The sequence below is a fragment of the Candidatus Nitrosopumilus sp. bin_6a genome (assembly GCF_054095695.1).
Genome location: NZ_JBSWSR010000005.1, coordinates 230,587 through 256,216, shown reverse-complemented (window position 1 = coordinate 256,216; position 25,630 = coordinate 230,587). Strand labels below are relative to the sequence as shown.

Sequence of the window (25,630 nt, the reverse complement as noted above, 5' to 3'; positions counted from 1 at the left end):
AATGAACCAAAAATTACAATCTATCAAACAAAATGTTATTGAATGTGTAAAATGCGATCTATGTAAAACTAGAACAAATTCAGTTCCAGGGAAAGGAAATTTCAAGTCAAGTGTAATCTTTGTAGGAGAAGCACCCGGAAGAAATGAAGATAAAAACGGAGAACCATTCATAGGAGTTGCAGGGAAAAAATTGTCAGCAGCACTAGAAGCCGCAGGTGTGTCAAGAGAAGATGTATACATTACAAACATTGTAAAATGCAGACCCCCAAAAAACAGAGTTCCAACTTCAACAGAAAGAGAAACATGCCAAGATTATTTGAAACAAGAAATATCCATCATAAAACCCAAAATTATTTGTATTTTGGGAAATACAGCATTCAATTCACTCTTAGGAGGATCAGAGATTACAAAATTCAGGGGAAAGATTGTTCTAAAAGACAAACAATTGTATTTTCTAACTGTTCATCCAGCAGCTACAATTTACAATCAAGAATTAATCAAAGTGTTAAACAAAGATATTTTAAAATTATTTGATTTAATCACAGAGTTAAAAAATAACAAAGAAATTCAGACAGATATTGACTATACTACCTAGAGAATTTTATTCAAAAGACACCGTTGCTGTAGCAAAGAATCTTTTAGGGAAAAAAATTATCAGGAAAATAGGGAGTAATGAAATTTCAGGAATAATTACAGAGACTGAAGCATATAGACATAAAGATGATCCTGCAAGTCATGCATTTACAAAAGTTACAAACAGAAACAGAGTGATGTTTGAAGATGTTGGAATAGCATATGTGTATTTTACATATGGAATGTATTTTTGTTTCAATATAGTGGCACGAGCACCAAAAACAAAGGCAGGAGCAGTGCTTATTCGTGCAATCGAGCCTGAAAAAGGCATAAACATTATGCAAAAAAATAGGAAAAATGCAAATTTAAGAAATCTTACAAACGGTCCAGGAAAGCTAGCACAAGCTCTTGCAATAACTAAAGAAGATTACGGAGTAGATTTGACAAAAAAATCAAAGTTATACATCACCGAAGGGATAATGCCAAAGAAGGTAATTGCCTCACCAAGAATTGGAATCAGTAAAGCAGTTGACAAGATGTGGAATTTTAAAATGAAAACCTAGTCTTTGTTGTTTTCATCCAAAGTCCAGGGAGCAAACTTTCCAAGAATTTTTGCCCAATCCAATCTTAAAAGCAATATTATCACAGAAGTCATCATGACACCAAAAATAATCATGCCAATGTAAACAGGTGTTGCATCATCAACATTTTCAAGGAATGGCTCCACCAAAGACAATCCCAAATGATGCGAGATAAACACAATAGAGTAACTTAGAACAATTTTTCCAGTCAATGTTGCAATAAAGAATCTCTTAGGATTGTATTTGGCCAATCCAAGAGGCACATAGACTAGATCATCTGGGATAGGAGTTGCAGCAGCAAAAAATGCTGCGCCTGCACCATATCTTTTGATCAACCTTTCAAATGGGCGCATTCTCTTTCGAGTTTTTTCATTGATTATTTTTCGTCCACCATAACTGACATAGAAAATTATTTGCTTTGCAACAGTTGCTGTAATTGCAGAGACTAATGCCAATATATGTAGATCATATTGATTGCCAACAGACATTGTTGCAAGAAGTAAAAATCCAGGAAGAGGTACAAAAGGTATCAAAGAACCAAAGAAATTGACTAGAGCCAGGAGGGAATATCCAACATCAGGTGCAAAGGGGAACAAGTCAACAAAATCCACAAATCAGACTGTTTTCAGGCTTTATTTAATTAAATCTAGAAAAAAATCATACAATTCATTAAAATATCATCTTTTCAGAACATTATCAAATGTCAAAGAAAGATTTTGAAAAAATATGTGATACAATAGCAGGAATAAGCCCATACATCAGATTTGTAGGCGTAATTGGAGAAAGTGGAGAGCTACTAGCATACAAAAGAAGACCGGATTTGATTCCACTTTTAAATGAAAAAGACACACAGTATCAGTTCTCACATATTGCCATTAAGACAGATTTGGAAGGATTCTTTGATAAAAACTTGGGAGAAATTGAATTTGTTTGGGAAGAAAGGAAGAAAGTCCAAACCATTTCATTTGCAATTAAAAAATCAAGAGTATGGATTTCAATTGATAAAAAAGTCATTAGATCTGAAATGCTAAGAATAATTGATTCATGTTTGCCTATTGTAAGAAAATTCTCAAAGTAAATTGAAATGCCCTTATTGTGAAATTGATTTGGATTCATTAAGCATGACAGACGGATTAAAACACATACTTGAACATAAAAAGAAAATACAAAATTAACATATTTGAGTAAGTCTAACTAAAATCATGGAAGAATCAGACGAGATTCAAAAATTAATCAATGAAACAAGTCTTAAAATAAATTCAAAGAATTATGAAAAAATGAATGCAAAAGAAATCAGCAAAGAATTAAGGGCCATTATGAAATTTGAACAAGAAGCATATAAAAAAATCGAAGAGTTTGGAAAAACTCATGAAAATCAAGACCTGGTAGAATATGCTAAAATGATTTCCAGAAATACTACTGCAAGAGAAATTGCAGAATTACAAGAGACATATTTAAAAAAAATTGACGAAGAATATCTAAAATAAGTTATGTTTCTTCTTCATATAACCAACATCTAACATAGCCAGTTTCAGTTTTAAATTTAGGTGGTAGTTCTTTGCATTTTTCAACAGCTAGTGGGCATCTTTCAAGAAATCTGCACTGTGTTGGAATGTCAAGCAAACTTGGAGGTAGTCCTTTGATGTATTTTGGAGTGTTGCCACTTAATGTGGGAATAGATTCCAAAAGACCTTGGGTGTAAGGGTGTTTTGGGTTTTTGTAAATTTGTTCTGAAGATCCAAATTCAACCATCTGTCCTCCGTACATTATGCCAATTTTATCAGCAATTTCAGATAAGACTGCCAAATCGTGCGTAATTAGCATCAAAGACATGCCATCTTTTTTTAGAGATTTTAATAAATTGATTATCTGAGCTTGGATTAAAACATCCAATGCAGTAGTAGGCTCATCGGCAATTACAAATTTTGGTTTTAAAAGCAAAGCCATTGCAATAACCACTCTTTGTTTCATTCCACCACTTAATTCATGAGGATATTTTTTCAAAACATGCTCATCAAGAGAAACAGAATTCATTGCATCCAAAATAATTTTCTTCGAATCGCCATCAAATTTGTGCTGTTTGAGAATCTCCACAAACTGTTCGTTTATTGTAAATACAGGATCCAATGAATTCATAGCACCTTGAAATACCATAGAAATTTTCTTCCATCTCATTTCATCATTAAATTTAGATTCATCCATCTCCAAAATAGAATTGCCATCAAAGATAATTTTTCCACTAGTATTACCTGAAAGCATTCGAATTATGGACAAGCCTAATGTGCTTTTTCCGCATGCACTTTCACCAGCAATTCCAATTGATTCTCCGGAATTCAACTCAAAATCAACATCATCTACAGCATAAACTGGTCCTTTTGATGATGAGTATGTAGATGATAATCCGTCAACTTTTAGAAGTGTCATAATGTTCTTAGATCCAATCTTGAATTTTTATTTTGCACTAAGGGATATAAACAACATTATCGGAATGAAAAAGTCGATTCAAATGAAATTACCAATTTGTGGCTTTGATGCAAAAAACGCAATTCTTTGTCCCCAGTGTGAAAGCAAGGTGGAATCAGGAAAATTAACCAAGGCAGATGTAGATGCATCAATGAATCTTGCAAATATTGCAAAATCAAATAAAGAAATTGAAAATTTTACATTATATTCGTGCAAAGAATTTGATGGGAATTTTGTATTATCATTAGCAAAAAACGACATCATGATCATCAGACAAAGCCGTACATTATATCGAATATTACAGGAGCAATTCAAAGGGAAAATTTGGCTTGTGGAGGCAGATGAGACAGATAAGCGATTTATCGAGGATTTGTTCTTTCCAACTAAAATTTTATCAATAAATGCAGTATGGGCTCCAGGAGGAGTTCAAAAGACAAAGGCAGTGGTTTCAGGCAAATGGACGCCTAAATTTCCAATAGATACTGAAAAAGTCGTTCACATAGTCAAAAATGCCCGAAACCTTGACATTGAGATAGAATTCGAGGATAAAAGATAGAGATGGTGTTTGTAAAAACTCACGATATTTCAGAATTAAATCAAGACTTAATCGGCAAACAAGTTGTTTTGGGGGGATGGATTGAAGATTTAAGAAAATTGGGGAAAATGTCATTTATCACACTGCGTGATGTGTCAGGAATTTCACAAGTCATTGTAAAGGGGGAGTTAAATGACAATCTAGGAGAAATTAATCGTCAGAGCGTTGTAAGCATCAAAGGGATTGTGCAAGAAACCAAAGCCCGAGATTTTGCATTTGAGATAAAGGCAGAAGAGATTGAAATATTGGGAAAAGCCATTCATCCATTGCCAGTAGATCCAATAGGAAGACTAGAAAGTAATATCGATACAAGATTAAATCATCGCGCACTAGATATGCGAAATCAAAAGACGGCGTCAATTTTCAAATTGCGTCATCATGTTTTACAATCACTACGAAAAACTCTGGCAGAAAAGAAATTCATAGAGATTACAACACCAAAAATAATAGGAAGTGCCAGCGAAGGAGGAGCAGATTTATTTTCATTAGATTATTTTGGAAAAACAGCATATCTTGCTCAAAGTCCACAATTATACAAAGAACAGATGACAATTGGACTAGAAAGAGTATTTGAGATTTCAAATTTCTATAGAGCAGAGAATTCCCACACAGGAAGACATTTGACAGAATTTACCAGTATTGACATCGAAGCTGCATTTATGGACTATGAGGACGTCATGAATGTTTTAGAATCACTTGTGCTTGCAGTTTACAAAGATGTTTCAGAAAAATGTAAAACAGAGCAAGAGGCAATTGAGCATGAAATTAAAGTTCCATCATCACCATTTGAGCGAATTACATATTCTCAGTGTATTGAAGAATTGAAAAAAGAGGGGGAGAAAGTAGAATTTGGAGACGACTTGCTTGACTCTCATCTTAGAATTATAGGCAGAAACCATCCAGGATTTTACTTTTTGACAGACTGGCCAATGAAATTAAAACCATTTTACATCAGAGAAAAAGATGAAGATGCAACACTTTCGCGTTCATTTGATTTACAGTATGGATTTTTAGAATTGTCATCAGGAGGAACAAGACTTCACAATCCAGAGATGCTAAAAGAGAGATTAAAAGAGCAAGGCCTGGACCCAACACAATTTGCAGACCATCTTAAAACATTTGATTGGGGAATGCCACCACACTCTGGATGGGGAATGGGTTTAGACAGACTAATGACCACACTTATCGGAATAGACAATGTTCGAGAAGTTGTCTTGTACCCAAGAGATCCGGATAGATTGAGTCCATAAATATCTCAAAATTACAATATTATCTAATAAACAAATCCAGAGAATTTTTGAATTTCAACAACATGAATCATGGAAATGAACCTAACACTTGTCACCGCAGCCAAAATCATTTTTTTGGTTTGCCAACATTAATTGCCACAATTCCTGGTCAGTAAATCCTGCTTTTTTCTTTGCACAATCAAGACAATATCGCTCTTTAGGAGATGAGGGATTTTCAATAAAATTCTCCTCTCCCAATACACACACATTACAATCATCCCCTGAACAAGTATACTGGTCTAGATGATTTTCACAATTGCATGCCATTTTATCTGTTCTTTGCAGTATTGTTTACATATTTTTTATTTTCTAAATCATTGATCGTTTTAACTCAAGATAGTTTCCAATACGCTTAAGTTCATTATTCTTTAACAAAATTCATGATTGAACAAATAGACGCAAAAAAAGTTGTAGAAGTCATTGGAAACAATCTCATCGGGGTATCTCATGATTCAAGCAGTTTTGCAAAATTGCCGGATTCATTTTGGGGATACTTTGCAAGAGGTCACGACAAAAAAGGGACATTTGGAGTGATTGTGACTTATTCTGAAGAAGGTAAAGACGTAGACGAACTAATCAAAATGTATGAAGAATGGGCTGCAAAAAACAAGACCAAAAATTCAGAATAATTTATTTTGTTTCTTTGAGTAATTTACGATATCCCTGACACTCTTTGCAGATAGGCTTTCCTTTGTATTTTGGATTCCCATCAGAAATTTTTAGTGTGCCTGGTACTACTTTACAAATACAACAAACAACCATAGCATTATGCTAAAAAATCCAATTAATAAAAATTGATATTTTCTGAAAATAAATAAATTCAAAGAAAAGAATTCAGAATAGTGTACAAATGTGATTATTGTGGATCATCTTTTGGGGATAGAATATGCTACTTTTGTGAAAAAGATTGTTGTACAAATTGCATGACAGATGATAGAACACGTTGTAAGAACTGCTACATTCAAAAACGAAAATTAAGCCCAAGGCAAATAATCAAGAAAAACAAGCCTCTTTTGATTTTTGTAGTATTGTTGTGGCTGTATGCTGTATTTCCAGGCCCATTCATTCCAGGACTAGATCCTAATTTTTACGTGATTTCCGTGGTTGCAGCAGTGTTAATTATGATTCCAGTTGGATTTGCAATGTTTTTTTGGTCACTAAATCCCCCCAAATCAGACATAAAAAAAAGAAAAGATTAGCAAAAAATCAAATTTATTACACTTTTTGATCCTTAACAAAAAATTAAAACAAATTTTCATGAATGCAAATTATCAAGTGTTTTTGTGGATAGTTCAAAACCAGAAAAAAACACATGAAGAATACATTCAGAAAATATCTTAGATCCCAAATATTCTTGCCACTAGGTGGGAATTATGATCAATGTTAAATATGATTTTGACGTAATAGATATGACGAGAAACCGTTGTTCTGCGTAGTAGAATGATAGGTCTGGAAAACACATCATGTTAGGAAATACGTCCTTGAATCAAGCGTGTTTTCCATGTATCTCGTTGTTTTCAAATTTCTATTTCACCACTGTTTTTCAGATGGGAATCCCAATAAACTTCAATTGATTCAGTGTCAACACATGGTCAATTTTTCGTTTTCAAATAGGATTATCACACATGTGTTTCCAGTGGAAATAATTTGCCACAACTGAAAATAAAAAAAATAATTTCAAATAAGATTGCAGATATTGGTAAATTTCAAATTTATGAAAAACAAGTAAATCTCAATGCTGACAGGAAAAGGATGTGGTTTGGTCAATTAGATGGTATTGATCAAAAATTAAACAAATCTGTTCCTTTATCATTTAATCATTTTTTATTAGAGCAGATTTGATCTAAATAAAAGGAACAATTTATCCATTAGATGTATTGTATTTTCTTCCTGTTTCAATTAATTCTATAATCCTATCCAAAGAAATTGGGGTGTAATCTACTAATTCTGCACAAACATTTACTGTCTTATTTTTTTGGTTGATAAATGGATGATCTTTTAGACTGTTATTGTGCTTGTCTCCATGAATAATCCATCCGTCATATCCATTTGGCCTATGTGGATCATGCATTAAGAGAAATTGATATTTTTTGTATTGGATTCCATAATGTGAATGAATTACTGTAGCACGATTAATGATGTCCTTGTCATGATTTCCTCGGATGTAGCATATTTCTCCATTTAGTTTACTCAACCAATAATCTATGGGTCTTCTGTCTCGTCCATGAGACAGATCTCCTAGAAAAAACACTTTGTCATTATCACCAACTGTATGATCCCAGTTCTCAACTAGTGTTTGATTCATCTGTCTTGTAGAATGAAATGGTCTTTTACAATATTTGATGATATTTTTATGATCAAAATGCGCATCACTAAAAAGATAAATTTTACCCTCTTTTGTAATATCTTCAAATTTCCTATCAGTTGTTTCACGAAGTTTTTCTAATTTTTTAATTGTTTTACTATGAATGTCTCTATTTAGCGAATCAGTACGGTTTAACAGCTTTTTTAATATCAGATCATATTCTGCTAAAATTCTACTGTTTTTGAGAATTGTAATTCTTAGAACATACTGCTCCATTTCAGGAATTCTCCATGTTTGCAAATAATCCCAAATTCTATGGAATTTTCTTTCAATATCTTTTAGAACTAGAGTAGAATGAAAAGTAAAATTCCTATCATTGTCAAATTTAGTAGTATTGCAAAATTGGTACAGCCTTTCAGCAATTTCCAATCTTAGATTTTTTAGTTCCTCAGAAGGTTTTATTCGAACATAAATTACTCTGTCTTCAAAATTATCAAATCCATCTATCTTGAATTTAACTAGATCATATTTTTTACAAATATCTACAATTTCGTGTACTAGTCTTTTTTCATCTTTTGTCTTTAATGGACCAGCAAGTGTGATGTGCGGAACTATTTTTTTCCTAGTGACTCCAAATTGTTTTGTAATGTTTGATTTTAATTCTTTAATGGATTGCTTTGCATATCCTGAAAATCGAAATTCAATTAGATAGCTTGGTTCTCTAAATTTCATTTTCCCAACTATTTTCTGATAAATGGGATCTGAGGGTCCACCATTAGGCATGTTTCTTCACGGTTATTCTGTGATTTCATCTTTGTGTATTTCAAATAGGAATCAGAGAATTAACAATACGCTTAAGTTCATACAATCATTAGAAAATTATTGAAACTTTGGCTAAAAATGCTGATTATAGGAATTGTAATCCTTTTTGTCGGTGCTATGATTCCAGTAAATGGAACATATGGTTTTGGTGGAATGTATGTAGTAGGGTTGGGATTGTTGTTGATTATCGGCGCAATTGTTGCATTGGGTAGAAGACTAATGGGTCGAATGGTAAGTGAATAATTTTTCTAAAATACTAGAGGATTCAAAAGATATGCCTGATTTTACGCTTGTTTGCATAAATAATGTGAAATTATGAAAAAAGTATGAGATTAATTCTGATTGCAAGTTTGGCATTGATGGTGGTGTTTAGTTCAACTTTACCTGCGTTTTCACAAATAGGTTCTAGAGACATTATGCAAGAATATTGTCAAAAGAATTGGGATACAGATCCTTCTGGTTGTTCAGAGTATATTGTTAATGGCCGTTTTGAGATCCCTCAACGTTCGGAAACTCCTCAGCAAACTCCAACAATCCCATCTCAAACATCTGAAATTATCAAGTTAAGTGATGACTCAATTACAATAATTTTAGTGGGGTTGGCAGTAATTATTGCAATCGCTGTTGTAACTTTTAAAATTATTAATAATAAAAATGATAAACCATCAAAAGTTAAACAAGTTCCAAACCCTGTCATTGATGATAAAAAACTCCAACAAAAGAAAGAGCAACATAAACAAGAAGAACAAAAACGTTGGGAACAGTTTCAAGCAGAAGAAAAAATTAGAAAAAAAGAATATGCCAAGTTAGAAGAAGAGCGTGCAATGGAGATAAAGAACGAAAGGAAATTAGATAAACATCAAAGAAAGGAGGAAGAGATAAAACGAAAAGAAACAGAAGAGAAAAGAAAGTTAGAGGAAATAGAGAAAAAGCAAATACTAGAAGAAAAAATTAAAAACAATGAAAATCTCTATGATCCTTCGGTGATTGAATCATTAAGCGATTCAGCATCAGTTAGAGTTTTTTATGATTTAGAAAAAAAAGATGCAAAGTATTGGAAAGAAACTGACATCTTAGATAGAATCCATATCAAAGATAGTGAAATCCGTAATGAAATAAAAATAAAACAAAATAAAATTACTTGGAGGATTTCAGTTGAGAGGGGTGGCAAACATCAATTTGCAAAATTAATTTCAGGAGGAAATATTGACTTTTGGGATCATGATGTTGGAGGATATACATTACAGGTTCACCTCTCAAAGCCTGAAGAATTTCTTAAAGCAATTATAATGAAGCACATCAGACGTAGTAATCCCAGTATGGAAATTCATGATAGTTCACACTCTATCACTGGAATACTCATTAGGCAAGATGCAGATCATCATGATGCATCTAACATATTGAAAAGAGTTATCGAGAAAACTTGTAATGAGTTAACCGAGTTTGGAGATGTCTTAGTTGAGTAGTTTTTTGAGGAGTACTGATGTTGGGTTTCTGTAAAAGATGCCGAATGCGGTTTGAGGGTTCAAACTGCCCAATTTGTCATAGTAAAAAGCAAACTAATGCCAAACCTGCGGCTATTGGTGTTGTAATAATCGGGACTGTAATTATGCTGGGAGTTTTAGTGTATGCTGGTGAAATTCAAATTGATCAAGCAAATTTAGAACAATCTATTGAAACAATGCCTGGGAATATTCAAGATGTTGGTAACACAGTTGGAAACATTGCATCTGAAACCAGTGAAAAATTAAGCAACACAATTAGAAAAAACATTGAAATTTCAGATATAGAACCTACGATTAATCAAATCACAAAAAAAGTTACAGAAATTAAAGAAAATATTCCAGAATCCGCTCAAATTCAAAATACCATTATCCAAAAACCATCACATGATTCATCAATGATAGGGAAATTGGTCCACCAATATACAAATGAGCAAAGAAAACAACACGGATTAAATCAATTATCAGTTGATAGAAATCTTGAAAAAATTGCCTATGACCACAGTCATGATATGGCAATAAATAATTTCTTTGATCATGTAAATCTAAAAGGAATGGAGCCAACAGACAGGGCAAACAATGCTAGATATTCTTGCGTAAAAGATTATGGCAGTTACTATACTGACGGAATTGCTGAAAACATATTCCAAAATAATCTGTATAATTCAATATCATACATTAATGGAATTCCAACATCTTATGATTGGAACACAAATGAAGATATCGCAAGACAAGTAGTCAGCGGGTGGATGAATTCTCCTGGACATCGTGCCAATATTTTAGAATCAACTTATGACCGAGAAGGAATAGGTGTCGCAATTGCCGATGATGATAAAGTGTATGTGACTCAGAATTTTTGTTAATCTCTAAATCAACATGCTTACAACTCTAAATCGCAATGTATTTGAATTTCTTATTTGAAAGAGTATAGATCTCTTTAAAAGTAGCTAGTTTGAGAAAATGATATTGAGAAATTCATATTTTGTTCTTCTAGTAGTTGGATTTAGTTTATTGTTTGGTGCAAATTCTGCTTTTGCAGATCACTCAGAAGTCACAATTAATACCGCATCAGGTTCTGGCGCTCCAGGATGTGAGGCAACATCTTCAGGATGTTACAGTCCAAGTACTGCAACAGTTGATGTTGGCGGTGTTGTTATCATGACAAATACAGACAGTGCAGCACATACATACACATCAGGAACTCCCGACGGGGGACCTGATGGAGTATTTGATACCAGTCTACTAATGGTAGGTGGATCATACGAATGGAGTCCAGAAACTGTAGGTGAACAACCCTACTTTTGTATGGTGCATCCTTGGATGGTCGGTTTAATTATAGTTCAAGAATCTTCTTCATCTTATACTCCAACACCAAAACCAACACCTGCACCTGCCCCAACATATTCAATTCCTCGTGGAACTGATGTAACTGTTGCCAAAGGAAGTGGAGTACCCGGATGTGAAAATTCAAACTCTTGCTATACACCATATCGATTTACTACTACAGTTGGAAAAGAAGTAGATTGGTTTAATGCAGATTCTGCAGCACATACTGTCACAAGTGGGACACCCAACGGTGGACCTGATGGTATATTTGATTCTAGTTTGTTTATGGGTGGAGGCACATTCTCAGTTACATTTAGAGATGCAGGAACATACGATTATTTTTGTATGGTACATCCATGGATGGTGGGTCAAGTACTAGTAAAAGAAATTCCTACACAAACTCCTACACCCACACCAACTCCAATACCAACAACTCCAGGTACAATTTCAGTCTCAACTGATGATTATCAATATAGTCCAAATGATCTTGTAACCGTCAAAGTATCTACCTCAAAAAGTGCCAATGTTGCAGTTAGCGTAATTGGTCCTGGTGGAGATAGTATTGTTTCACGTTCAGTCTCTACTGATTCTCAAGGAAATGGTTCTTTACAATTCAAACTACCTGACTCGTCACAAAGTGGATCATACAGAGTTGATACAACTGCAACAATTTCCGGAAGTAAAGTTTCAGATTCTACGACATTTACCGTAAAATCCAATTCAGCAAGAATAGACATCATATCATTACAGCCAACTGATCAACAAGGAAATGCAGTATCTTCATTTACTAAAGGCAAACTAGGATTTGTCAAAGTTGTACTAAATTCTGATTCAAATACAAACTCACTTGTAACAATTAATCTATTTGATTTAGAGTTAACTAGTTTAGGAATAGGATCTTTCAAAACAACACTTGGTTCAGGACAATCTGAAATGACTTTATCATTTTTCATTCCAAATGATGCATCAACAGGAAGTGGAGATATTTATGCAAATGTATTTTCTGATTGGCCAAGTCAAGGAGGAGTCCCACTTACTGGTGAATCCTCAACTATGGTGAGAATTCAATGAAGTTAGTTTTGTTTTTAGCCGCAATACTTGTAGTGTCGGTCATTCCTGCTTCGTTTTCTGAAATTACAATTAACACAAACAAAGAACAGTTTGCAGGAGGAGATACTGTAGAGATTAACGGTAATGTGGAAAATGGGAATAGTGGTGACTTTGTTGCATTAGAAATTAAAAATCCTGATGGAGAGACAATACTGATTAGAACAGTTACTCTTGGTGATGGCGGTTCATTTTATCTCAAATTTAAAATTCCTGAATCAGGAAAAGCAGGAAGTTATGATATTGTAGCTAATTCAAAACAAGGTGGACAAACCATAACTGAAACAAAAACAATTACTCAAAATTCTGGACAAGCATCCTCTGGTGAAGAATCATCTGATAATGGTGGCGGATGTCTAATTGCAACTGCCACCTATGGCTCAGAGTTAGCTCCTCAAGTACAACAACTGCGAGAAATCAGAGATAATCAACTATTAGGTACCGAATCAGGCACAAATTTCATGAATTCATTCAATGATTTCTATTATTCCTTTAGTCCAGTAATTGCAGACTATGAAAGAGAAAATCCAGTATTCAAAGAGATGGTAAAACTATCCATTACTCCAATGATTAGTTCATTGTCATTAATGGAGTATGCAGATTCAGAAATTGAAGTTTTAGGAATTGGAATTTCATTGATTGTACTTAATATTGGAATGTATTTTGTATCTCCTGCCATGATAGTTTGGAGAATTAAAAAATGAAATCTGCAATAATTATTGTTATGACATCCTTTAGATTCTAAATTTCATCATTCTCTTTTGCTTCTTTCTTAAATTTTTCAAACTGTTCCTTTAAACTTGAAAGCATGTTTGTTGATTTTCTACTTCGCCCTTTTCTCCTACGGGATAACACACTCTCAAAGAACTCTATCTGTGTGCATGACTTCCAATAGTCCATTCCTGAATCATTAATTTTTTTTATGCATCTATTGCAATAGTATTTTTCTCCAGTATTGACACGTCCAATAAATTTTGTAGTTCCACACATACAACATACCTTTTCCTCGTCTATCACAACGTCATTACAATTTTTTAACATTAAACTAATTTCCAACAAATCAACTCCTGTCACATCTCTAGTCACTGTCACAAATTTACCCGTAAAGGAGGGGGCTATTGTTTTTAGAGGTTGTCAGTAATCTGTTTGGTAAATTCAGTAGTGCTACTAGTACCACCGATATCTTTTGTTTTCACACCAGATTTTACCAAATCAAATATTGTGGATTCTAATTTGGCTCCAACCTCAATACATTTGGAATCATTGTGTTTGTTTCCTAACCAATCAAGCATCATCTTGATGGATAGTAGAAAAGATGAAGGATTAGCTATGTTCTGTCCTGCAATATCAAAAGCAGCACCGTGAACTGGTTCAAACAATGCAAAGTTGTCTCCAATATTAGCCGCAGGAGCCATTCCCAAACCACCTACTACTTGTGAAGATTCGTCAGATAAAATATCACCAAACAAGTTAGTAGTCACCACAACATCAAATTGTTCCGGTTGTCGGATCAAATTCATCGCACATGCATCAACATACATTTCTTCAAATGCAATATCAGGATAATCTTTAGAAACATCAGCACATGCTTTTGCAAACATACCGTCAGTGACCCGCATGACATTGGATTTGTGAACACATGTTACTTTTCTCATAGAATCACGCTGTTTTGCAGTTTCAAAAGCATATTTTGCAATTCTCTTAGAAGCAGCTTCTGAAATTATTCTTAAAGCCACTGATGCATTTCCTAAACTGAACTCTTTGCCAGTGTAGAGATCTTCAGTGTTTTCTCGAACAATTACCATATCAATGTCATCACGTAATGCAGGCATGTGTGGATAAGATTTTGCAGGTCGGATATTGGCATAAAGATCAAGCATTCTTCTCAAAACAACAATAACATCAGCTGCACTTTCACCAACAGGGGCCTTCATGCAAGCATCAGATTGTTTTATTGCTGCAACTGTTTCATCTGGAAGCGCTTTTCCAGTTTCAGATAATGCCTTGTCACCGGCAGACAATTTTGTAATATCAAATTTCAAATCAAGACGATCATGAATAGTATTCAAAACAGAAAGTACAGATTCAGATAATTCAGGACCTATCCCATCACCAGTAATTAATGAAATTTTGTACATAGTATGATATCACATCAAGATAATTTTAGGATTATCGTACCTGTTTTTCATGTAGTAATTTTTTAAGCATTATATGATTAATTGCATCAATCACTGCCTTTACTGAAGTAGTTACAATATCTTCACCGACAGATTTTGCAGAGACCTTGTTTCCTAATGCATCCTCAACCTTTACTGTAACCTCACACAATGCACTAGAGCCACCAGATATTGATGCCAATCCATAATCCTTTATTCTGATTTCAGAAAGTTTTCCAGTGATTTTTTGAATTGCATTTAGTGCAGCATCAACAGGTCCAACTCCATAATCAGTACCGACATGATCCTCACCATCTACGTTTAATTTTACAAATGCATAAGGCATTGTCCCTATTCCAGTCGATACAGAGAATCCGGTTAATTGCACAATTTTTTTAAGATCTTTTTCTCCCAAGACTTCACTTGCAATAGAAAGTAATTCAACATCAGTGATCTGTTTACCTTGATCACCTAACACTTTGACTTTCTCCAAGATTTGGTGTGATTGTTCCTCAGTAGGAATTACTCCGTATTCAGATAACATTGCATTCATTCCATGCACACCGGCATGTTTTCCAACTTGGAGCCATCTTTTCCTTCCAACTAATTCCGGACTGATTGGTTCGTATGTAAGAGGATTACTCAATACACCGTGTGTATGAATTCCTGATTCATGACCAAATGCATTGGCACCAACAATTGCCTTGTTAGGCTGAACAATTATTCCAACAGTTTTAGAGATAAATCTTGAAGTATCGTAGATTAGTTCTGATTTGATGTTTGTCTCATATTTTTGTTCATATGGCAAACATTTCAAGGCCATAGAGAGTTCTTCTAATGAAGCATTACCAGCTCGTTCACCAATTCCATTAATTGTAACATGTGCACATGAAGCTCCTGCATGAATTCCTGCCAGGGAATTTGCAACAGCCAATCCAAAATCATTATGACAGTGAACGCTTACTGGAAGTTTTGTAGCTTCTACTGTATCCCTAGTAATTTCTGCCATATATTCAGGAGTAGAGTATCCCACAGTATCAGGAATATTGACACGGTCTGCACCTGCTTTGGCAACATCCCCAAATACTTTTTTCAAAAACTCTCTATCAGTTCTTGAAGCATCTTCGGCTGAGAATTCGACTTGCAATCCACGAGATTTCCCATATTCTACTGCTTCAATTGCTTTTTCAAGAGCCTGATCTCGGGTCATTTTGAGTTTATGTTCTAAATGAATGTCAGACGTTGCAATGAATGTGTGAATATAGTTCAATCCTGCATCTACTGCCGCATCAATATCTTTTTTGATAGTTCTTGTCAATCCAGCAATTTCGCAAGACAACCCTTCACTTGTGATCATTTTTACTGCTTTTAATTCACCATCAGAGATTACTGGAAAGCCAGCTTCAATTGCATCAACTCCAAGTTCATCGAGTTTTTTTGCAATAGCTAATTTTTGATTTGGGGATAAAGATACACCGATTGTTTGTTCTCCGTCTCTTAATGTAGTGTCAAATATTCTAACTTTCATGCTCCGCTCCTTTGCAAAGCAGCAACACCTGTTCGTGCAACATCAATAATGCCAAATGGTTTTGCCAATTCCTCAAATGCCTTAATTTGATCAGGAGTAGCTGTCAATTCAACCATGATAGAGTCTTTTTTCACATCATGGACTTTACCGCCATATGCATTTGCCAATTTGTTTACTTCCATGCTATCATTAGCATTACTGAGTTTTATCTTAAAAAGGCTCAGTTCACGAAAGACAGTTTTGTGCTCATCTAGATGCTCGACTTTAACAGTGTCAATCATTTTATCTAGTTGCTTTACAATTTGTTCAATCTGTTTTTCATCACCATATGTGGTGATAGTCATTTTGGAATAATCAGGGTTTTCAGTAATTCCAACTGAAATACTATCAATGTTGAAGTTTCGAGATCTGAAAAGATGAGTTACCTTAAACAAAATCCCAGGTTTATTTTCAACTAAAATAGAAAGAATAGCCCACATAATCAATCACTAAGAAGGCAAGATCATTTCCGCAAGTGAAGTTCCAGGAGCTACAAATGGCAACACATCTTCTTCAGGATCAATTGGAATGTCAATCACTGTTGCAACATCACTGCTTAATGCAGTTTTAATCGCTTTATCAAGCTCATCCATTGATTGAGCTCTGATTCCTTGAGCTCCATAAGACTCTGCGAGTTTAACATAATCAGGACAACTTTTTTGATCCACACCAATCATTCTTCTATTATAGAAAGTTCTCTGCCATTGAGCTACCATTCCCAATGAGGAATTGTTTAGTACAAATACAATTACAGGAATATCTTCCAACACAGCAGTTGCAAGAGAGTTTTCAGTCATGGCAAAACTTCCATCACCTGCAATGTCAACTACTGGCACATCAGGCCTTGCAACTTTTGCACCTATTGCTGCAGGAAATCCCCATCCCATTGTGCCCAATCCAGTGGAGCTAAAGAAAGTTCCAGGCTGAATTACATCATAAAACAATGAGGCCCACATTTGATGTTGGCCTACTTCAGTAGTTACGACAGATTCTTTTGGTAACAATTCACGGAGTTTACGTAAAATTTTAGCAGCACCCATTTCACCTGGATGAAGTTTCAAGTTTTCTTTCCAATAAGTTTTGGTTTCTTTAACATGTTTAATCCAAGGAGTTTCTTCAGATTTTTTAATAGCACGCTGTAAAAGCAATTTTACCATTACTCTGAGATTTACACGAACATCTCCAATTACAGCAATTTGTGCAGTCTGATTCTTGCCAATCTCTGCAGGATCCACATCCATGTGAATAATTTTCAATCGTTTCTCAAATGCTTCAAAAGTACCAACAGACCTATCAGAGAATCTTGTACCAATTGCCAACACGCAATCAGCTTCGGACATCATTTTATTTGCCTCTGCATGACCATGCATTCCAATTGGACCTAATGATAAAGGATGATTTTCAGGAAATGCTCCCTTTCCTTTGAAAGTAGTTACAACAGGAAGCATCAAAGTTTCTGCAATAGATTGTAATTCAGCAAAGGCTGAGGAAATAATAGTTCCACCGCCAGCTAGTATGATTGGTTTCTCTGCATGAAGTAACATGTCGATTGCTTTTTCAACATTTACAATATCAGGATCTGCCCATGGATGGTATCCTTGAATTTTGAATTCATCTGGAAAATTCATAGGTTCTTCATTTGTCTGGACATCTTTTGGAATGTCAATTAACACAGGTCCTGGTCTGCCAGATTCGGCAATAAAGAATCCTTTTTTTACAACTTCTGGAATTTCGCCAGCTGATCTTGGTTGAAACGCATATTTTACAACAGGATTTGCCATTCCGATAATGTCACTTTCTTGAAAGGCATCTTTTCCTATCATTCCAACAGGAACTTGTCCGGTAACTGCAATCATTGGAGCAGAGTCAGCTTGTGCAGTTGCAATTCCAGTTAGAATATTTGTAGCACCAGGTCCAGATGTTGCAAAGCAAACACCAGGCTTTCTACTGACTCTTCCAAATCCATCAGCCATGTGTGCTGCAGACTGTTCATGTCTTGTTAAGATATGTCTAATATTACAACGAGCAAATTCGTCATACATTGGAAGATTTGCACCTCCAGGTAAGCCAAATACTTGTTTGACGCCTTCTTTTTCCATAGCCATCATCAAGGCTTTTGCGCCGGTCATACTTTCCATTTTATTCATCAAATTAACTTCCATAATTTTAATCTAGTAAATTTTAGGCACACATTATAGTTGAACAATAGCAAGCACAGAGTTGTCAAATATTCCTGTTAATGTAGTGTCCATCGAAATCAGAAAAAATAATCAACTGATAATTAATAAAGATTCTCTAAACAATAATCGAGTTTTTGCATATAATAGTACAGAAGACTTAAACTCAGAATTTTCTTATTCGAAATAGATTATTTTGACAGATAATGAAGAGATCATCAATGTGATTGAAACATTATTTCAAGCTGGAATCACAAAAGAACTATCATCACTAAGAGACATCCACCTAAATGATCCTAGATTTTCCAGCTTTAGTGATTTACCTCCATATGACCTAAAAGATTATCAAAATACAATTGAGCTTGAAGAATTAAAATTTGTCAGCATCTCAGATTATTCCTATGAAATAAAAAATCCAAAAATCAGCATATTTGGAAATACAGCAGTAGTGGCACTAGAATTAATTCAAAAAGGAATGTTAGTGGATACTAAAGCATACACTGGAGAACATATGGAAATTAGCGGACGTGCAACATTTGTACTTGTCAAGCAACCAACTTGGAAAATTGCGCACATTCATTTGTCAAAAATATAGACAGGTAATTATTTCTGGTTTTGATTTGGTTTGTTTTGATTAGGGTTGTTTGATTTCTTTTGATTAGGGTTGTTTGATTTGTTTGATTTCTTTTGATTAGGGTTGTTTGATTTCTTTTGATTAGGGTTGTTTGGTTTGTTTTGATTAGGGTTGTTTGGTTTGTTTTGATTAGGGTTGTTTGGTTTGTTTTGATTAGGGTTGTTTGGTTTGTTTTGATTAGGGTTGTTTGATTTCTTTTGATTAGGGTTGTTTGATTTCTTTTGATTAGGGTTGTTTTGCTTGTTTTGATTAGGGTTGTTTGGTTTGTTTGATTTCTTTCTTGGTTCTTCACTAACTAATTTTTTGTATAGTTTGAAGGCTTGATCAACATTCTGATTATTGTGAACGATTGCTCTAACGGCTCTAATCATTGAAACTGGGTGTTCTGATTGCCAGATGTTTCTACCCATATCTACACCTACTGCGCCACCTTTGATTGCATTATAGGTTAATTGTAAGGCATCACGTTCAGGAATTTTCTTTCCACCTGCAACAATTATTGGAACAGGGCAGGACTGTACAACTTTTTCAAAGTTATCACAATAGTAAGTTTTGACAATGTGGGCTCCTTGTTCAGCAGCTACTCTACATGCCAACGACAAATATCTAGCATCTTTACCAAGTTCTTTTCCAACTGCAGTTACTGCCAATACAGGTATTCCATATTTTTCAGCCTCACTGACTAGTTTTCCAAGATTTACAATTGTTTGATATTCATATTTTGAACCAACAAAGATAGACATTGCAAGAGCACTTGCATTTAGTCTAATTGCATCTTCAATAGATACAGTAATGTCTTCTTGTGATAAATCCTCTCCAATAATACTTGAACCTCCAGATACTCTCAATACCATTGGAGTGCCAGTAGTTGCAGGTACAGATGCTCTTTGAACACCTCTAGTAACCATAAGAGAATCACAGTGCTTCAAGAGGGGGGCAATGACTTTTTTTGGATCCTCTAATTTTTCAGTAGGACCTAGGAAATATCCATGATCTACAGCTAACATTAATGCACGATTATTTTGCGGTTTGATAATACTAGAAAGTCTATTTTTTAATCCCCAATCCATATTTCTTCGATTTTGAAGCAAGAAAAATCCCTTCTTAAGCGTTTCTTATTTTGTAATAATTATTTTCATAGCATTTTCACCAGTACGAGCATGATCAAATGCTTTTTGAGAATCAGAAATTGGATATGTGTGAGTGATTAATTGTTTGACATCAATCTGAGAAGATTCGATTAGATTTAGTGCTTCTTTGGTATCAAAGTCAGATGCAGCATAACTAGTTACAAGCGTGATTTCTTTTGAATAAACTTTGTTCATATCTAAATCCAGTTTTGCACCTTTTGATGGAACACCAAACATCATTACAGTCCCGCCCTTTCGTACCAGATCTATGGCATCGTCTAATGCTTTGAGGCTACTTGTAGCAACTATTGCCACATCTACACCTCGACCATCAGTATGGTCATGAATCTTTTGTTTTCTGTTTTCATCCATAGAATTCATAGATTCAGTAATTTTGAATTTTTTTGCAAAATCTAATCTGAAATCATTTACATCAAAACAGAAAATTTTTGAGAATTTTTTAGCATGAGCAAGCATTACGTGCATCATTCCTGTTGGACCTACACCAAAAATTGCAGCAGAGTCACCTTCTTGATAAGAAAATTTAGACCACGCTCTAACACAGCATGCCAAAGGTTCAATCATTGCAGCTTCTTCAAAACTTATAGAGTCAGAAATTTTTAAGACGCCACCATGTGAAACGTTCCAAGCTGGAACTACATACTCTTCAGATAAACCACATGGAGAAAGATTAGTTTCATAGTATTTCTGACACATTGTTTCATATCCATGATTACAAAAATGGCAGTCATAACATGGAACGTGATGATGTGTGAATACCCTGTCACCTTTTTTGAAATCAGTTACATCAGAACTCGTATCTACCACAATGCCAGCAGGTTCATGTCCTAAACGCATGGAAGGTTGCCCATATTGCCCAAAAACTTTTTCCAGATCAGAGCCACAAATTCCACAAGCTTGCATCTGAACTAAAATTTCACCAGACTGCAACTGAGGTTTTTCTGTTTCATCAACGGAAATTTTAGAAGGTTCTTTAACAGAAGCAGTTTTCATGGTTGAACATTAAAAATTTGATTATAAGTAGATTAAACGCCTAGAATTTTCTTCAACATTACTCTGTAATCAACTTCAGTTTTTTCGCTTCCAGTTGCAGGTAATGCAAAGACCAAAGTTGATTTTTCAGCTCGAAGTGCAGTTAATTCATCGTTAATAGATTCTGTAATATCATCACTGACCAAAACTAGACCGACATCAGAATCATCAGTCAATGTCTTGATTTCTTCTAATGCCTTTTGTGGATTTTCGGAAATTTTTCCTGGAATTCCAGCTAATTGGAAACTAGTTACAAAAGATTTGCTTCCAACAGTAAAGATTTTCACAGTTGAGAATTTTGTCCGTTCTAATTTAACCCTTTTTGGGGATAATAGATCAGGAAAGATTGATTTAGTTTAAAAAATCAGTGAATTCATGGCAGAAATTGACACTCAAAAAGACGTCTATTTGTTCCTGCACGGAAGAATGGATCTTAAAGAAAAAGCCACAAATGCATTGACTGCAAAAGGATTTGCAGCAGACAAAGTCATCATGGCCTTGCCAACTAAAGTTGGAAAAGCAGGAGACTATATGGCAATGTTATGGATGCCTCCAAATCCAGACCACGTCAAGATTCAACAAATTACTAAAGTTGAAGAAGTAAAACCAGAAGGAATGATCGGTCTTTGGAAAGGAGCTTCAAAAGAAGATATAGATTCTATACCATTAGAATAGATTAGCTGAATCCAGCTCCAAACTCATTACCTTTTTCTAAAACATCACTTGAATCAGAATTTTTTAATTTTCTATAAAGCAATGTCTCGTAAACCATCTTCAAGGAATCTTCATCATCTAGACCACAGTCTTCTTTGATCTGATTTTTGTATTTTTCTAGTTTAGAAGCATCTTGCTCATCAGGAGAGATATCGTCATGAACCATAAGATTTGCAATTTTTTCTATTTCAGAATTTTGTTGTTCGTCATTCATGATTCTATAATGATTTTCTAGTTATTAATAAGTTCGAATAATTGATTATTTTAGATCATCAATCAGACCAAAAAGAAAATCAGAGAATTCATCATCAGAAAAAACAATCTCCTCTACCTGATTTTTAGCCCTAGCAAGATGTGCAGATTCCAAATGATAGCAAGTAGTTTTTCCATTTAGTTTACCAAAGTAAAATCCAGGACAGGAACAATAGTTGCAATCAGGATCAATCCAATGTTCCTGACCTTTTCCAACAACAGTCCAAATTTTTCTTTGACTTGGTTCAAAAACATGTAGCTTTACTCGTTTTTCAGAAACAATGGATTCAATTCTTTCCAGGTCTTTGTACACAAGAATTTAATCAGATATCTACAGTATAACTTTGATGTTGCAAACTAGAATCATCCCATCAAAACCGGTACTGGTTTTGGAAGGTGAAAAAAAGAATCTAGTTGTCACAGATATTCATATTGGGTTTGAAAACAATATGGCATCAAACCAAATCTTCATAGGCAAAAACTCAAGCATAAACGAATCAATTCAAGAACTATCTGAAATCATTGATGCAGAAAAACCAGACTCGGTAATCCTATTAGGAGATATAAAATCAAGCATAAAGAATATTTCAAGAAACGAATGGGACGAAGTGCCATTGTTTTTTAAAAAGATACGAGAAAAATGCGATGTAATTCTAATTCCAGGCAATCATGATGCAAATATTCAGAAGTTAGTGCCAGATGACATTTCAATGATAAGCTCTACAGGGATGGTAGAAGAAAACATTTTGTTAACACATGGACACACAATGCCATCAGAAAACTTTTCTCATGTTGATAAAATAATCATGGGACATGTTCATCCAGTTTTTTTTCAGGAAGACTCGGTGATGAATGGTCAAAGAGTATGGGTCTCAATTAAAACAGAAAAAGAAAATATTTTTCCAAACAAAACAGGAGAGATTGAAATTACGATAATTCCATCATTTAACAAATATTTTTACGCGACACATAGAAGACAATACAAAAAATCCATTTCACCAATAATAAATAAAATTAAAGAAATATCAAAAGCAAAAATAATCACATTGGATGGGACAATAATTGGAAACGAATCAAACATTAACCAAGTAATCTGATCAAATCAGTTTAGTTGCAAACAGCCCTTTGAAGGTACAATTAGGACATCTTTGTGATTTTGCCCAGTACCAAATTTCTCAATTTTGCTTAGAACTTTATCGAGTTCATCATCAGAGAATTTTTTGCCACATTCTTTTTTTAGAATACTTTCGTTTATGTTTTTAAAATTAAATGGGATTAAATGGTACAAAAAATGATTTTAATAATCGTAATATCATAACTTCATATTTCCTTGCAGTTTAATAAATTGGCAATTTAATAAATTGGCAATTTAATAAATTGGCAATTTAATAAATTGAAACTCTATCTTTTAATGCAACAGTACCGTTAATCCTTTGTTGTCAAAGAACGGACGTCCGACAAAACAAGAACAGGTTCGGTTAGACGAATCTTTTCGGGACTGTTTTGTAAAGGGATATGATCCGCTCTATGCTGCAACTGTTGTTGGAACAAACAAGAGGACAGCCTACAAATACTATGAAAAACTTTCAGATGAAATCATATCTGTCCAAAAAACAGATTACTTCAAGAGTGTCAAGGAGAACCTTGAGCAATTGATACAGTGTTATGACCACTTGCTTGGAGAACTCCACTCTGTACTTGACGGTATCAATGAAAAATTAACTGACGGGAAGCACACTGAGCTTAACAGGTCCAAGATTGCCGTGATCAAGGAGATCAAAGAGATTCTAAACGAAAAAGCAGATCTGAAGATGAACCTTCCACATCACCTTAATCTTGAGGATATGGTTGAAGAGAGGATCAAAAGATATGTTGAATCTCATTAACTCGATGGATAATGCTCAGAAGAAGGTATCAAAAACCCTTGATTTTTTTGTCAATCACATTTTTGAGATGCACTATCCACAGAAACTTACAAAATTTCGCGGAAAAAAGATTATTCCACTTTATGACTGGGATAATTTGTATCCAAAGGGGGTTGACAAGTTATTTGACTTTCTGCCTGCAGAAAAGACAGACATGCTTCCAAAATTTTTCTGCCTTAGCATGCGTGATGAGGCGAAACTCAAAGACTGGTATCGTGACTATTTTGCATATGTTGCCAGAATTGAAATTGGAAAAGCCAACAGTGAAGGTGGTTCACATCAATGACCTTCTAAGCGTGTTTAATGGAAGAATCAGTGCCCAAATGACTGCTGAGAAGGTAAATTCTGTTGCAGAAAAACTATTGCAATTAAAGTAATGTATGTTGGAATTCCTACTAGTGTAATTGTACTAGGTAGAAAGTTTGCTGTTACATAATCAGCAATACGCTTAAGTTCAAAATTAAAAAGGAAAATTCATGGGATGGTTTGGGAGATTTTGGAAAAACAATGATGATACTAAGGGAAAGACAATAAAGTTCTCTCCTGGAGATGTTGACAAATATACTAATGGTTACACATGTCCTAACTGTGGTGTCTTTTTCAACAGGGCATATGATTACAATTTACATTCGTGTGACAAACAAAAGGGATCTTAGATTCTAAACTCTATTGAAATTCATGTCAAAACAAAAAATGTACAAGTTGGCGCCAAAATTGTTCCATCCATGAAAAACAGAGTAGAGGGAATTGAATTAGGGTGTAATTCTATTCAGAATTTTCTTCAGAATTTTTTTCTTTTTTGAACTCTTGGCGTCTTTTCTGGCTATTTCCGCCACCAATGTTATGTCCACGAGGTAATTTCTTAGTCATATCAATTATTTCCCTATCGTTCATGTATACCTTTGTAGTTTCAATTCTAACAAAAATCAGTAATTCTGTTTCTTTTCCCCTATTTCATTGAGGGAAAAGGAAAATCAATTTGAGAACAGACAATACGCTTAAGTTCATAGAAGATTTAGAATGTTATGGGATTTTTAGACAAATTCAAAAAAGACAAAGAGAAATCAACTGATTCTGAAAACATAGCATCTGAACAAGAAGAGATGAGAGAAGAACAACATGAGCTTGATCTTAAAGAAAACTATGAAAGTGATGAAGACTTTGAAGAATCCAAAGACTAAATTCTAATCTCTTTTTCGTAGCTGAGTAGTTAGTTCAGTCCTTCTTTACAGATATGCAAACTCACACCACTACGATACATTGCTATGCACTATCTGTCTAATAGACTCTCTTTATCTGAGATTGATTCTAACCTACTCAAAAGATAACAAAATAACCCATACTTTTAGGCTCAAAAATCCCTAGATTACTTCTTATGATTTGTAATATGCTAGGATGCAACAGCGAAGCTTATGCACAGGTGATGCACTATTATTTTGAAGAGGGGATTAGAAGACCA

At 34.5% G+C, this 25,630-nt stretch carries 37 protein-coding genes and 1 pseudogene; 21 read left to right on the top strand and 17 right to left on the bottom strand.

Annotated elements, in window-relative coordinates:
* The first annotated feature begins 1 nt into the window (after window position 1).
* Both ACW9XA_RS07295 and ACW9XA_RS07290 read left to right on the top strand, forming a co-directional pair.
* Window positions 2-595: a uracil-DNA glycosylase gene (locus ACW9XA_RS07295; protein ID WP_457763692.1), complete on the top strand. Its 594-nt coding sequence runs from the start codon at window positions 2-4 to the stop codon at window positions 593-595.
* Window positions 579-1,136 (top strand): DNA-3-methyladenine glycosylase, encoded by a 558-nt coding sequence (locus ACW9XA_RS07290; protein WP_457763691.1) that lies wholly within the window; start codon window positions 579-581, stop codon window positions 1,134-1,136. Before ACW9XA_RS07295 ends, ACW9XA_RS07290 begins: the two co-directional genes overlap by 17 nt.
* Here ACW9XA_RS07290 and ACW9XA_RS07285 read toward each other — a convergent pair.
* Window positions 1,133-1,765, bottom strand: coding sequence for a VTT domain-containing protein (locus ACW9XA_RS07285; protein ID WP_457763690.1), 633 nt, complete (start codon window positions 1,763-1,765; stop codon window positions 1,133-1,135). The two genes, ACW9XA_RS07290 and ACW9XA_RS07285, sit on opposite strands and share 4 nt — an antisense overlap.
* An 89-nt stretch (window positions 1,766-1,854) precedes the next feature.
* On the opposite strand from ACW9XA_RS07285, the gene ACW9XA_RS07280 reads away from it, so the two are divergent.
* The gene (locus ACW9XA_RS07280; RefSeq protein ID WP_457763689.1) at window positions 1,855-2,232 is read left to right on the top strand and encodes a hypothetical protein; all 378 of its coding nucleotides are present in this window, start codon (window positions 1,855-1,857) and stop codon (window positions 2,230-2,232) included.
* A 124-nt stretch (window positions 2,233-2,356) separates the two neighbouring features.
* A complete protein-coding gene (locus ACW9XA_RS07275) occupies window positions 2,357-2,641 on the top strand; it encodes a hypothetical protein (protein ID WP_457763688.1) in 285 nt (94 codons plus the stop codon).
* A gap of 1 nt (window position 2,642) precedes the next feature.
* On the opposite strand, the gene ACW9XA_RS07270 is transcribed toward ACW9XA_RS07275, so the two are convergent.
* The gene (locus ACW9XA_RS07270; protein ID WP_457763687.1) at window positions 2,643-3,578 is read right to left on the bottom strand and encodes an ABC transporter ATP-binding protein; all 936 of its coding nucleotides are present in this window, start codon (window positions 3,576-3,578) and stop codon (window positions 2,643-2,645) included.
* A gap of 82 nt (window positions 3,579-3,660) precedes the next feature.
* On the opposite strand from ACW9XA_RS07270, the gene ACW9XA_RS07265 reads away from it, so the two are divergent.
* Together ACW9XA_RS07265 and aspS are read left to right on the top strand one after the other, a co-directional pair.
* Window positions 3,661-4,173 (top strand): transcription elongation factor NusA, encoded by a 513-nt coding sequence (locus ACW9XA_RS07265; RefSeq protein WP_457763686.1) that lies wholly within the window; start codon window positions 3,661-3,663, stop codon window positions 4,171-4,173.
* Window positions 4,174-4,175: 2 nt separating this feature from the next.
* Window positions 4,176-5,462 (top strand): aspartate--tRNA(Asn) ligase, encoded by a 1,287-nt coding sequence (gene aspS / locus ACW9XA_RS07260; protein WP_457763685.1) that lies wholly within the window; start codon window positions 4,176-4,178, stop codon window positions 5,460-5,462.
* Window positions 5,463-5,543: 81 nt separating this feature from the next.
* Here aspS and ACW9XA_RS07255 read toward each other — a convergent pair whose 3' ends face one another.
* Entirely contained in the window at window positions 5,544-5,768 is a 225-nt protein-coding gene (locus ACW9XA_RS07255; RefSeq protein ID WP_457763684.1) for a hypothetical protein, read from the bottom strand.
* A 113-nt stretch (window positions 5,769-5,881) separates the two neighbouring features.
* On the opposite strand from ACW9XA_RS07255, the gene ACW9XA_RS07250 reads away from it, so the two are divergent.
* Complete coding sequence (locus ACW9XA_RS07250) at window positions 5,882-6,130, top strand: hypothetical protein (protein ID WP_457763683.1); 249 nt, start codon at window positions 5,882-5,884, stop codon at window positions 6,128-6,130.
* 1 nt (window position 6,131) lies between these two features.
* On the opposite strand, the gene ACW9XA_RS07245 is transcribed toward ACW9XA_RS07250, so the two are convergent.
* The gene (locus tag ACW9XA_RS07245; protein ID WP_457763682.1) at window positions 6,132-6,263 is read right to left on the bottom strand and encodes a hypothetical protein; all 132 of its coding nucleotides are present in this window, start codon (window positions 6,261-6,263) and stop codon (window positions 6,132-6,134) included.
* Window positions 6,264-6,424: 161 nt separating this feature from the next.
* Here ACW9XA_RS07245 and ACW9XA_RS07240 point away from each other — a divergent pair, with 161 nt between their 5' ends.
* Together ACW9XA_RS07240 and ACW9XA_RS07235 are read left to right on the top strand one after the other, a co-directional pair.
* Window positions 6,425-6,700, top strand: coding sequence for a hypothetical protein (locus ACW9XA_RS07240; RefSeq protein ID WP_457763681.1), 276 nt, complete (start codon window positions 6,425-6,427; stop codon window positions 6,698-6,700).
* 448 nt (window positions 6,701-7,148) lie between these two features.
* A complete protein-coding gene (locus ACW9XA_RS07235) occupies window positions 7,149-7,343 on the top strand; it encodes a hypothetical protein (protein WP_457763680.1) in 195 nt (64 codons plus the stop codon).
* Window positions 7,344-7,362: 19 nt separating this feature from the next.
* Here the strand turns inward: ACW9XA_RS07235 and ACW9XA_RS07230 are convergent, their stop codons facing one another.
* Window positions 7,363-8,589: a 2'-5' RNA ligase family protein gene (locus ACW9XA_RS07230; protein WP_457763679.1), complete on the bottom strand. Its 1,227-nt coding sequence runs from the start codon at window positions 8,587-8,589 to the stop codon at window positions 7,363-7,365.
* 99 nt (window positions 8,590-8,688) lie between these two features.
* Between ACW9XA_RS07230 and ACW9XA_RS07225 the strand changes: the two genes are divergently transcribed.
* From ACW9XA_RS07225 to ACW9XA_RS07205, 5 genes are all read left to right on the top strand, one after another.
* The gene (locus ACW9XA_RS07225) at window positions 8,689-8,871 is read left to right on the top strand and encodes a hypothetical protein (RefSeq protein ID WP_457763678.1); all 183 of its coding nucleotides are present in this window, start codon (window positions 8,689-8,691) and stop codon (window positions 8,869-8,871) included.
* Window positions 8,872-8,954: 83 nt separating this feature from the next.
* Window positions 8,955-10,094 (top strand): hypothetical protein, encoded by a 1,140-nt coding sequence (locus ACW9XA_RS07220; protein WP_457763677.1) that lies wholly within the window; start codon window positions 8,955-8,957, stop codon window positions 10,092-10,094.
* Between the two features lie 44 nt (window positions 10,095-10,138).
* Window positions 10,139-10,993 (top strand): CAP domain-containing protein, encoded by an 855-nt coding sequence (locus tag ACW9XA_RS07215; protein WP_457763676.1) that lies wholly within the window; start codon window positions 10,139-10,141, stop codon window positions 10,991-10,993.
* Between the two features lie 103 nt (window positions 10,994-11,096).
* Window positions 11,097-12,527 (top strand): plastocyanin/azurin family copper-binding protein, encoded by a 1,431-nt coding sequence (locus ACW9XA_RS07210; RefSeq protein WP_457763675.1) that lies wholly within the window; start codon window positions 11,097-11,099, stop codon window positions 12,525-12,527.
* Complete coding sequence (locus tag ACW9XA_RS07205; protein WP_457763674.1) at window positions 12,524-13,267, top strand: CFI-box-CTERM domain-containing protein; 744 nt, start codon at window positions 12,524-12,526, stop codon at window positions 13,265-13,267. The genes ACW9XA_RS07210 and ACW9XA_RS07205 overlap by 4 nt, the downstream gene beginning before the upstream one ends.
* A 37-nt stretch (window positions 13,268-13,304) precedes the next feature.
* On the opposite strand, the gene ACW9XA_RS07200 is transcribed toward ACW9XA_RS07205, so the two are convergent.
* The 5 genes from ACW9XA_RS07200 to ilvB are packed head-to-tail and all read right to left on the bottom strand — an operon-like array spanning window position 13,305 to window position 18,433.
* Window positions 13,305-13,655: a hypothetical protein gene (locus ACW9XA_RS07200; RefSeq protein WP_457763673.1), complete on the bottom strand. Its 351-nt coding sequence runs from the start codon at window positions 13,653-13,655 to the stop codon at window positions 13,305-13,307.
* A gap of 32 nt (window positions 13,656-13,687) precedes the next feature.
* Window positions 13,688-14,701 (bottom strand): isocitrate/isopropylmalate dehydrogenase family protein, encoded by a 1,014-nt coding sequence (locus ACW9XA_RS07195; protein ID WP_457763672.1) that lies wholly within the window; start codon window positions 14,699-14,701, stop codon window positions 13,688-13,690.
* A 31-nt stretch (window positions 14,702-14,732) separates the two neighbouring features.
* Window positions 14,733-16,247, bottom strand: coding sequence for a 2-isopropylmalate synthase (locus ACW9XA_RS07190; RefSeq protein WP_457763671.1), 1,515 nt, complete (start codon window positions 16,245-16,247; stop codon window positions 14,733-14,735).
* On the bottom strand, window positions 16,244-16,726 hold the full coding sequence (gene ilvN, locus ACW9XA_RS07185) for an acetolactate synthase small subunit (RefSeq protein WP_457763670.1): 483 nt from the start codon (window positions 16,724-16,726) through the stop codon (window positions 16,244-16,246). Before ilvN ends, ACW9XA_RS07190 begins: the two co-directional genes overlap by 4 nt.
* Window positions 16,727-16,735: 9 nt before the next feature.
* Complete coding sequence (ilvB, locus tag ACW9XA_RS07180; protein WP_457763669.1) at window positions 16,736-18,433, bottom strand: biosynthetic-type acetolactate synthase large subunit; 1,698 nt, start codon at window positions 18,431-18,433, stop codon at window positions 16,736-16,738.
* Window positions 18,434-18,659: 226 nt separating this feature from the next.
* Here ilvB and ACW9XA_RS07175 point away from each other — a divergent pair, with 226 nt between their 5' ends.
* Window positions 18,660-19,058: a YybH family protein gene (locus ACW9XA_RS07175; RefSeq protein ID WP_457763668.1), complete on the top strand. Its 399-nt coding sequence runs from the start codon at window positions 18,660-18,662 to the stop codon at window positions 19,056-19,058.
* Here the strand turns inward: ACW9XA_RS07175 and ACW9XA_RS07170 are convergent.
* The 4 genes and pseudogenes from ACW9XA_RS07170 to ACW9XA_RS07155 all read right to left on the bottom strand — a co-directional run bounded on the left by ACW9XA_RS07170 (window position 19,009) and on the right by ACW9XA_RS07155 (window position 21,567).
* Complete coding sequence (locus tag ACW9XA_RS07170; protein ID WP_457763783.1) at window positions 19,009-19,389, bottom strand: bacteriophage T4 gp5 trimerisation domain-containing protein; 381 nt, start codon at window positions 19,387-19,389, stop codon at window positions 19,009-19,011. The genes ACW9XA_RS07175 and ACW9XA_RS07170 overlap by 50 nt on opposite strands.
* Window positions 19,390-19,405: 16 nt before the next feature.
* Window positions 19,406-20,188, bottom strand: a pseudogene (gene lsrF / locus ACW9XA_RS07165) (3-hydroxy-5-phosphonooxypentane-2,4-dione thiolase); the annotation flags it as partial.
* Window positions 20,189-20,212: 24 nt separating this feature from the next.
* The gene (locus ACW9XA_RS07160; RefSeq protein ID WP_457763667.1) at window positions 20,213-21,241 is read right to left on the bottom strand and encodes a zinc-dependent dehydrogenase; all 1,029 of its coding nucleotides are present in this window, start codon (window positions 21,239-21,241) and stop codon (window positions 20,213-20,215) included.
* Between the two features lie 32 nt (window positions 21,242-21,273).
* The gene (locus ACW9XA_RS07155; protein WP_026090104.1) at window positions 21,274-21,567 is read right to left on the bottom strand and encodes a V-type ATP synthase subunit F; all 294 of its coding nucleotides are present in this window, start codon (window positions 21,565-21,567) and stop codon (window positions 21,274-21,276) included.
* 88 nt (window positions 21,568-21,655) lie between these two features.
* Between ACW9XA_RS07155 and ACW9XA_RS07150 the strand changes: the two genes are divergently transcribed.
* Window positions 21,656-21,955, top strand: a complete 300-nt coding sequence (locus ACW9XA_RS07150; RefSeq protein WP_457763666.1) for a hypothetical protein — start codon at window positions 21,656-21,658, stop codon at window positions 21,953-21,955.
* Window position 21,956: 1 nt separating this feature from the next.
* Here ACW9XA_RS07150 and ACW9XA_RS07145 read toward each other — a convergent pair whose 3' ends face one another.
* On the bottom strand, window positions 21,957-22,208 hold the full coding sequence (locus tag ACW9XA_RS07145) for a hypothetical protein (RefSeq protein WP_457763665.1): 252 nt from the start codon (window positions 22,206-22,208) through the stop codon (window positions 21,957-21,959).
* Window positions 22,209-22,253: 45 nt separating this feature from the next.
* The gene (locus ACW9XA_RS07140; protein WP_457763664.1) at window positions 22,254-22,559 is read right to left on the bottom strand and encodes a hypothetical protein; all 306 of its coding nucleotides are present in this window, start codon (window positions 22,557-22,559) and stop codon (window positions 22,254-22,256) included.
* Window positions 22,560-22,593: 34 nt separating this feature from the next.
* Here ACW9XA_RS07140 and ACW9XA_RS07135 point away from each other — a divergent pair, with 34 nt between their 5' ends.
* The 4 genes from ACW9XA_RS07135 to ACW9XA_RS07120 all read left to right on the top strand — a co-directional run bounded on the left by ACW9XA_RS07135 (window position 22,594) and on the right by ACW9XA_RS07120 (window position 24,827).
* Complete coding sequence (locus tag ACW9XA_RS07135; protein WP_457763663.1) at window positions 22,594-23,343, top strand: metallophosphoesterase; 750 nt, start codon at window positions 22,594-22,596, stop codon at window positions 23,341-23,343.
* A gap of 339 nt (window positions 23,344-23,682) precedes the next feature.
* Window positions 23,683-24,132 (top strand): hypothetical protein, encoded by a 450-nt coding sequence (locus ACW9XA_RS07130; RefSeq protein ID WP_457763662.1) that lies wholly within the window; start codon window positions 23,683-23,685, stop codon window positions 24,130-24,132.
* Window positions 24,116-24,457, top strand: a complete 342-nt coding sequence (locus ACW9XA_RS07125) for a hypothetical protein (protein WP_457763661.1) — start codon at window positions 24,116-24,118, stop codon at window positions 24,455-24,457. Before ACW9XA_RS07130 ends, ACW9XA_RS07125 begins: the two co-directional genes overlap by 17 nt.
* A gap of 190 nt (window positions 24,458-24,647) precedes the next feature.
* Entirely contained in the window at window positions 24,648-24,827 is a 180-nt protein-coding gene (locus tag ACW9XA_RS07120) for a hypothetical protein (RefSeq protein ID WP_457763660.1), read from the top strand.
* Window positions 24,828-24,936: 109 nt separating this feature from the next.
* Here ACW9XA_RS07120 and ACW9XA_RS07115 read toward each other — a convergent pair whose 3' ends face one another.
* A complete protein-coding gene (locus tag ACW9XA_RS07115) occupies window positions 24,937-25,065 on the bottom strand; it encodes a hypothetical protein (RefSeq protein ID WP_457763659.1) in 129 nt (42 codons plus the stop codon).
* A gap of 131 nt (window positions 25,066-25,196) precedes the next feature.
* Here ACW9XA_RS07115 and ACW9XA_RS07110 point away from each other — a divergent pair, with 131 nt between their 5' ends.
* Window positions 25,197-25,352, top strand: a complete 156-nt coding sequence (locus ACW9XA_RS07110) for a hypothetical protein (RefSeq protein WP_457763658.1) — start codon at window positions 25,197-25,199, stop codon at window positions 25,350-25,352.
* Window positions 25,353-25,630: the final 278 nt, after the last annotated feature.

What these genes read in the sequence shown, in the direction of transcription:
- ACW9XA_RS07295 (WP_457763692.1), top strand. Translation starts at nt 2, where the DNA reads ATGAACCAAAAATTACAATCTATCAAACAAAATGTTATTGAATGTGTA.
- ACW9XA_RS07280 (WP_457763689.1), top strand. Translation starts at nt 1,855, where the DNA reads ATGTCAAAGAAAGATTTTGAAAAAATATGTGATACAATAGCAGGAATA.
- ACW9XA_RS07275 (WP_457763688.1), top strand. Translation starts at nt 2,357, where the DNA reads ATGGAAGAATCAGACGAGATTCAAAAATTAATCAATGAAACAAGTCTT.
- ACW9XA_RS07270 (WP_457763687.1), bottom strand. Translation starts at nt 3,578, where the DNA reads ATGACACTTCTAAAAGTTGACGGATTATCATCTACATACTCATCATCA.
- ACW9XA_RS07265 (WP_457763686.1), top strand. Translation starts at nt 3,661, where the DNA reads ATGAAATTACCAATTTGTGGCTTTGATGCAAAAAACGCAATTCTTTGT.
- aspS (WP_457763685.1), top strand. Translation starts at nt 4,176, where the DNA reads ATGGTGTTTGTAAAAACTCACGATATTTCAGAATTAAATCAAGACTTA.
- ACW9XA_RS07255 (WP_457763684.1), bottom strand. Translation starts at nt 5,768, where the DNA reads ATGGCATGCAATTGTGAAAATCATCTAGACCAGTATACTTGTTCAGGG.
- ACW9XA_RS07250 (WP_457763683.1), top strand. Translation starts at nt 5,882, where the DNA reads ATGATTGAACAAATAGACGCAAAAAAAGTTGTAGAAGTCATTGGAAAC.
- ACW9XA_RS07245 (WP_457763682.1), bottom strand. Translation starts at nt 6,263, where the DNA reads ATGGTTGTTTGTTGTATTTGTAAAGTAGTACCAGGCACACTAAAAATT.
- ACW9XA_RS07240 (WP_457763681.1), top strand. Translation starts at nt 6,425, where the DNA reads ATGACAGATGATAGAACACGTTGTAAGAACTGCTACATTCAAAAACGA.
- ACW9XA_RS07230 (WP_457763679.1), bottom strand. Translation starts at nt 8,589, where the DNA reads ATGCCTAATGGTGGACCCTCAGATCCCATTTATCAGAAAATAGTTGGG.
- ACW9XA_RS07220 (WP_457763677.1), top strand. Translation starts at nt 8,955, where the DNA reads ATGAGATTAATTCTGATTGCAAGTTTGGCATTGATGGTGGTGTTTAGT.
- ACW9XA_RS07215 (WP_457763676.1), top strand. Translation starts at nt 10,139, where the DNA reads ATGCGGTTTGAGGGTTCAAACTGCCCAATTTGTCATAGTAAAAAGCAA.
- ACW9XA_RS07205 (WP_457763674.1), top strand. Translation starts at nt 12,524, where the DNA reads ATGAAGTTAGTTTTGTTTTTAGCCGCAATACTTGTAGTGTCGGTCATT.
- ACW9XA_RS07195 (WP_457763672.1), bottom strand. Translation starts at nt 14,701, where the DNA reads ATGTACAAAATTTCATTAATTACTGGTGATGGGATAGGTCCTGAATTA.
- ACW9XA_RS07190 (WP_457763671.1), bottom strand. Translation starts at nt 16,247, where the DNA reads ATGAAAGTTAGAATATTTGACACTACATTAAGAGACGGAGAACAAACA.
- ilvN (WP_457763670.1), bottom strand. Translation starts at nt 16,726, where the DNA reads ATGTGGGCTATTCTTTCTATTTTAGTTGAAAATAAACCTGGGATTTTG.
- ilvB (WP_457763669.1), bottom strand. Translation starts at nt 18,433, where the DNA reads ATGAATAAAATGGAAAGTATGACCGGCGCAAAAGCCTTGATGATGGCT.
- ACW9XA_RS07160 (WP_457763667.1), bottom strand. Translation starts at nt 21,241, where the DNA reads ATGAAAACTGCTTCTGTTAAAGAACCTTCTAAAATTTCCGTTGATGAA.
- ACW9XA_RS07150 (WP_457763666.1), top strand. Translation starts at nt 21,656, where the DNA reads ATGGCAGAAATTGACACTCAAAAAGACGTCTATTTGTTCCTGCACGGA.
- ACW9XA_RS07145 (WP_457763665.1), bottom strand. Translation starts at nt 22,208, where the DNA reads ATGAATGACGAACAACAAAATTCTGAAATAGAAAAAATTGCAAATCTT.
- ACW9XA_RS07135 (WP_457763663.1), top strand. Translation starts at nt 22,594, where the DNA reads ATGTTGCAAACTAGAATCATCCCATCAAAACCGGTACTGGTTTTGGAA.
- ACW9XA_RS07125 (WP_457763661.1), top strand. Translation starts at nt 24,116, where the DNA reads ATGTTGAATCTCATTAACTCGATGGATAATGCTCAGAAGAAGGTATCA.
- ACW9XA_RS07120 (WP_457763660.1), top strand. Translation starts at nt 24,648, where the DNA reads ATGGGATGGTTTGGGAGATTTTGGAAAAACAATGATGATACTAAGGGA.
- ACW9XA_RS07115 (WP_457763659.1), bottom strand. Translation starts at nt 25,065, where the DNA reads ATGAACGATAGGGAAATAATTGATATGACTAAGAAATTACCTCGTGGA.
- ACW9XA_RS07110 (WP_457763658.1), top strand. Translation starts at nt 25,197, where the DNA reads ATGGGATTTTTAGACAAATTCAAAAAAGACAAAGAGAAATCAACTGAT.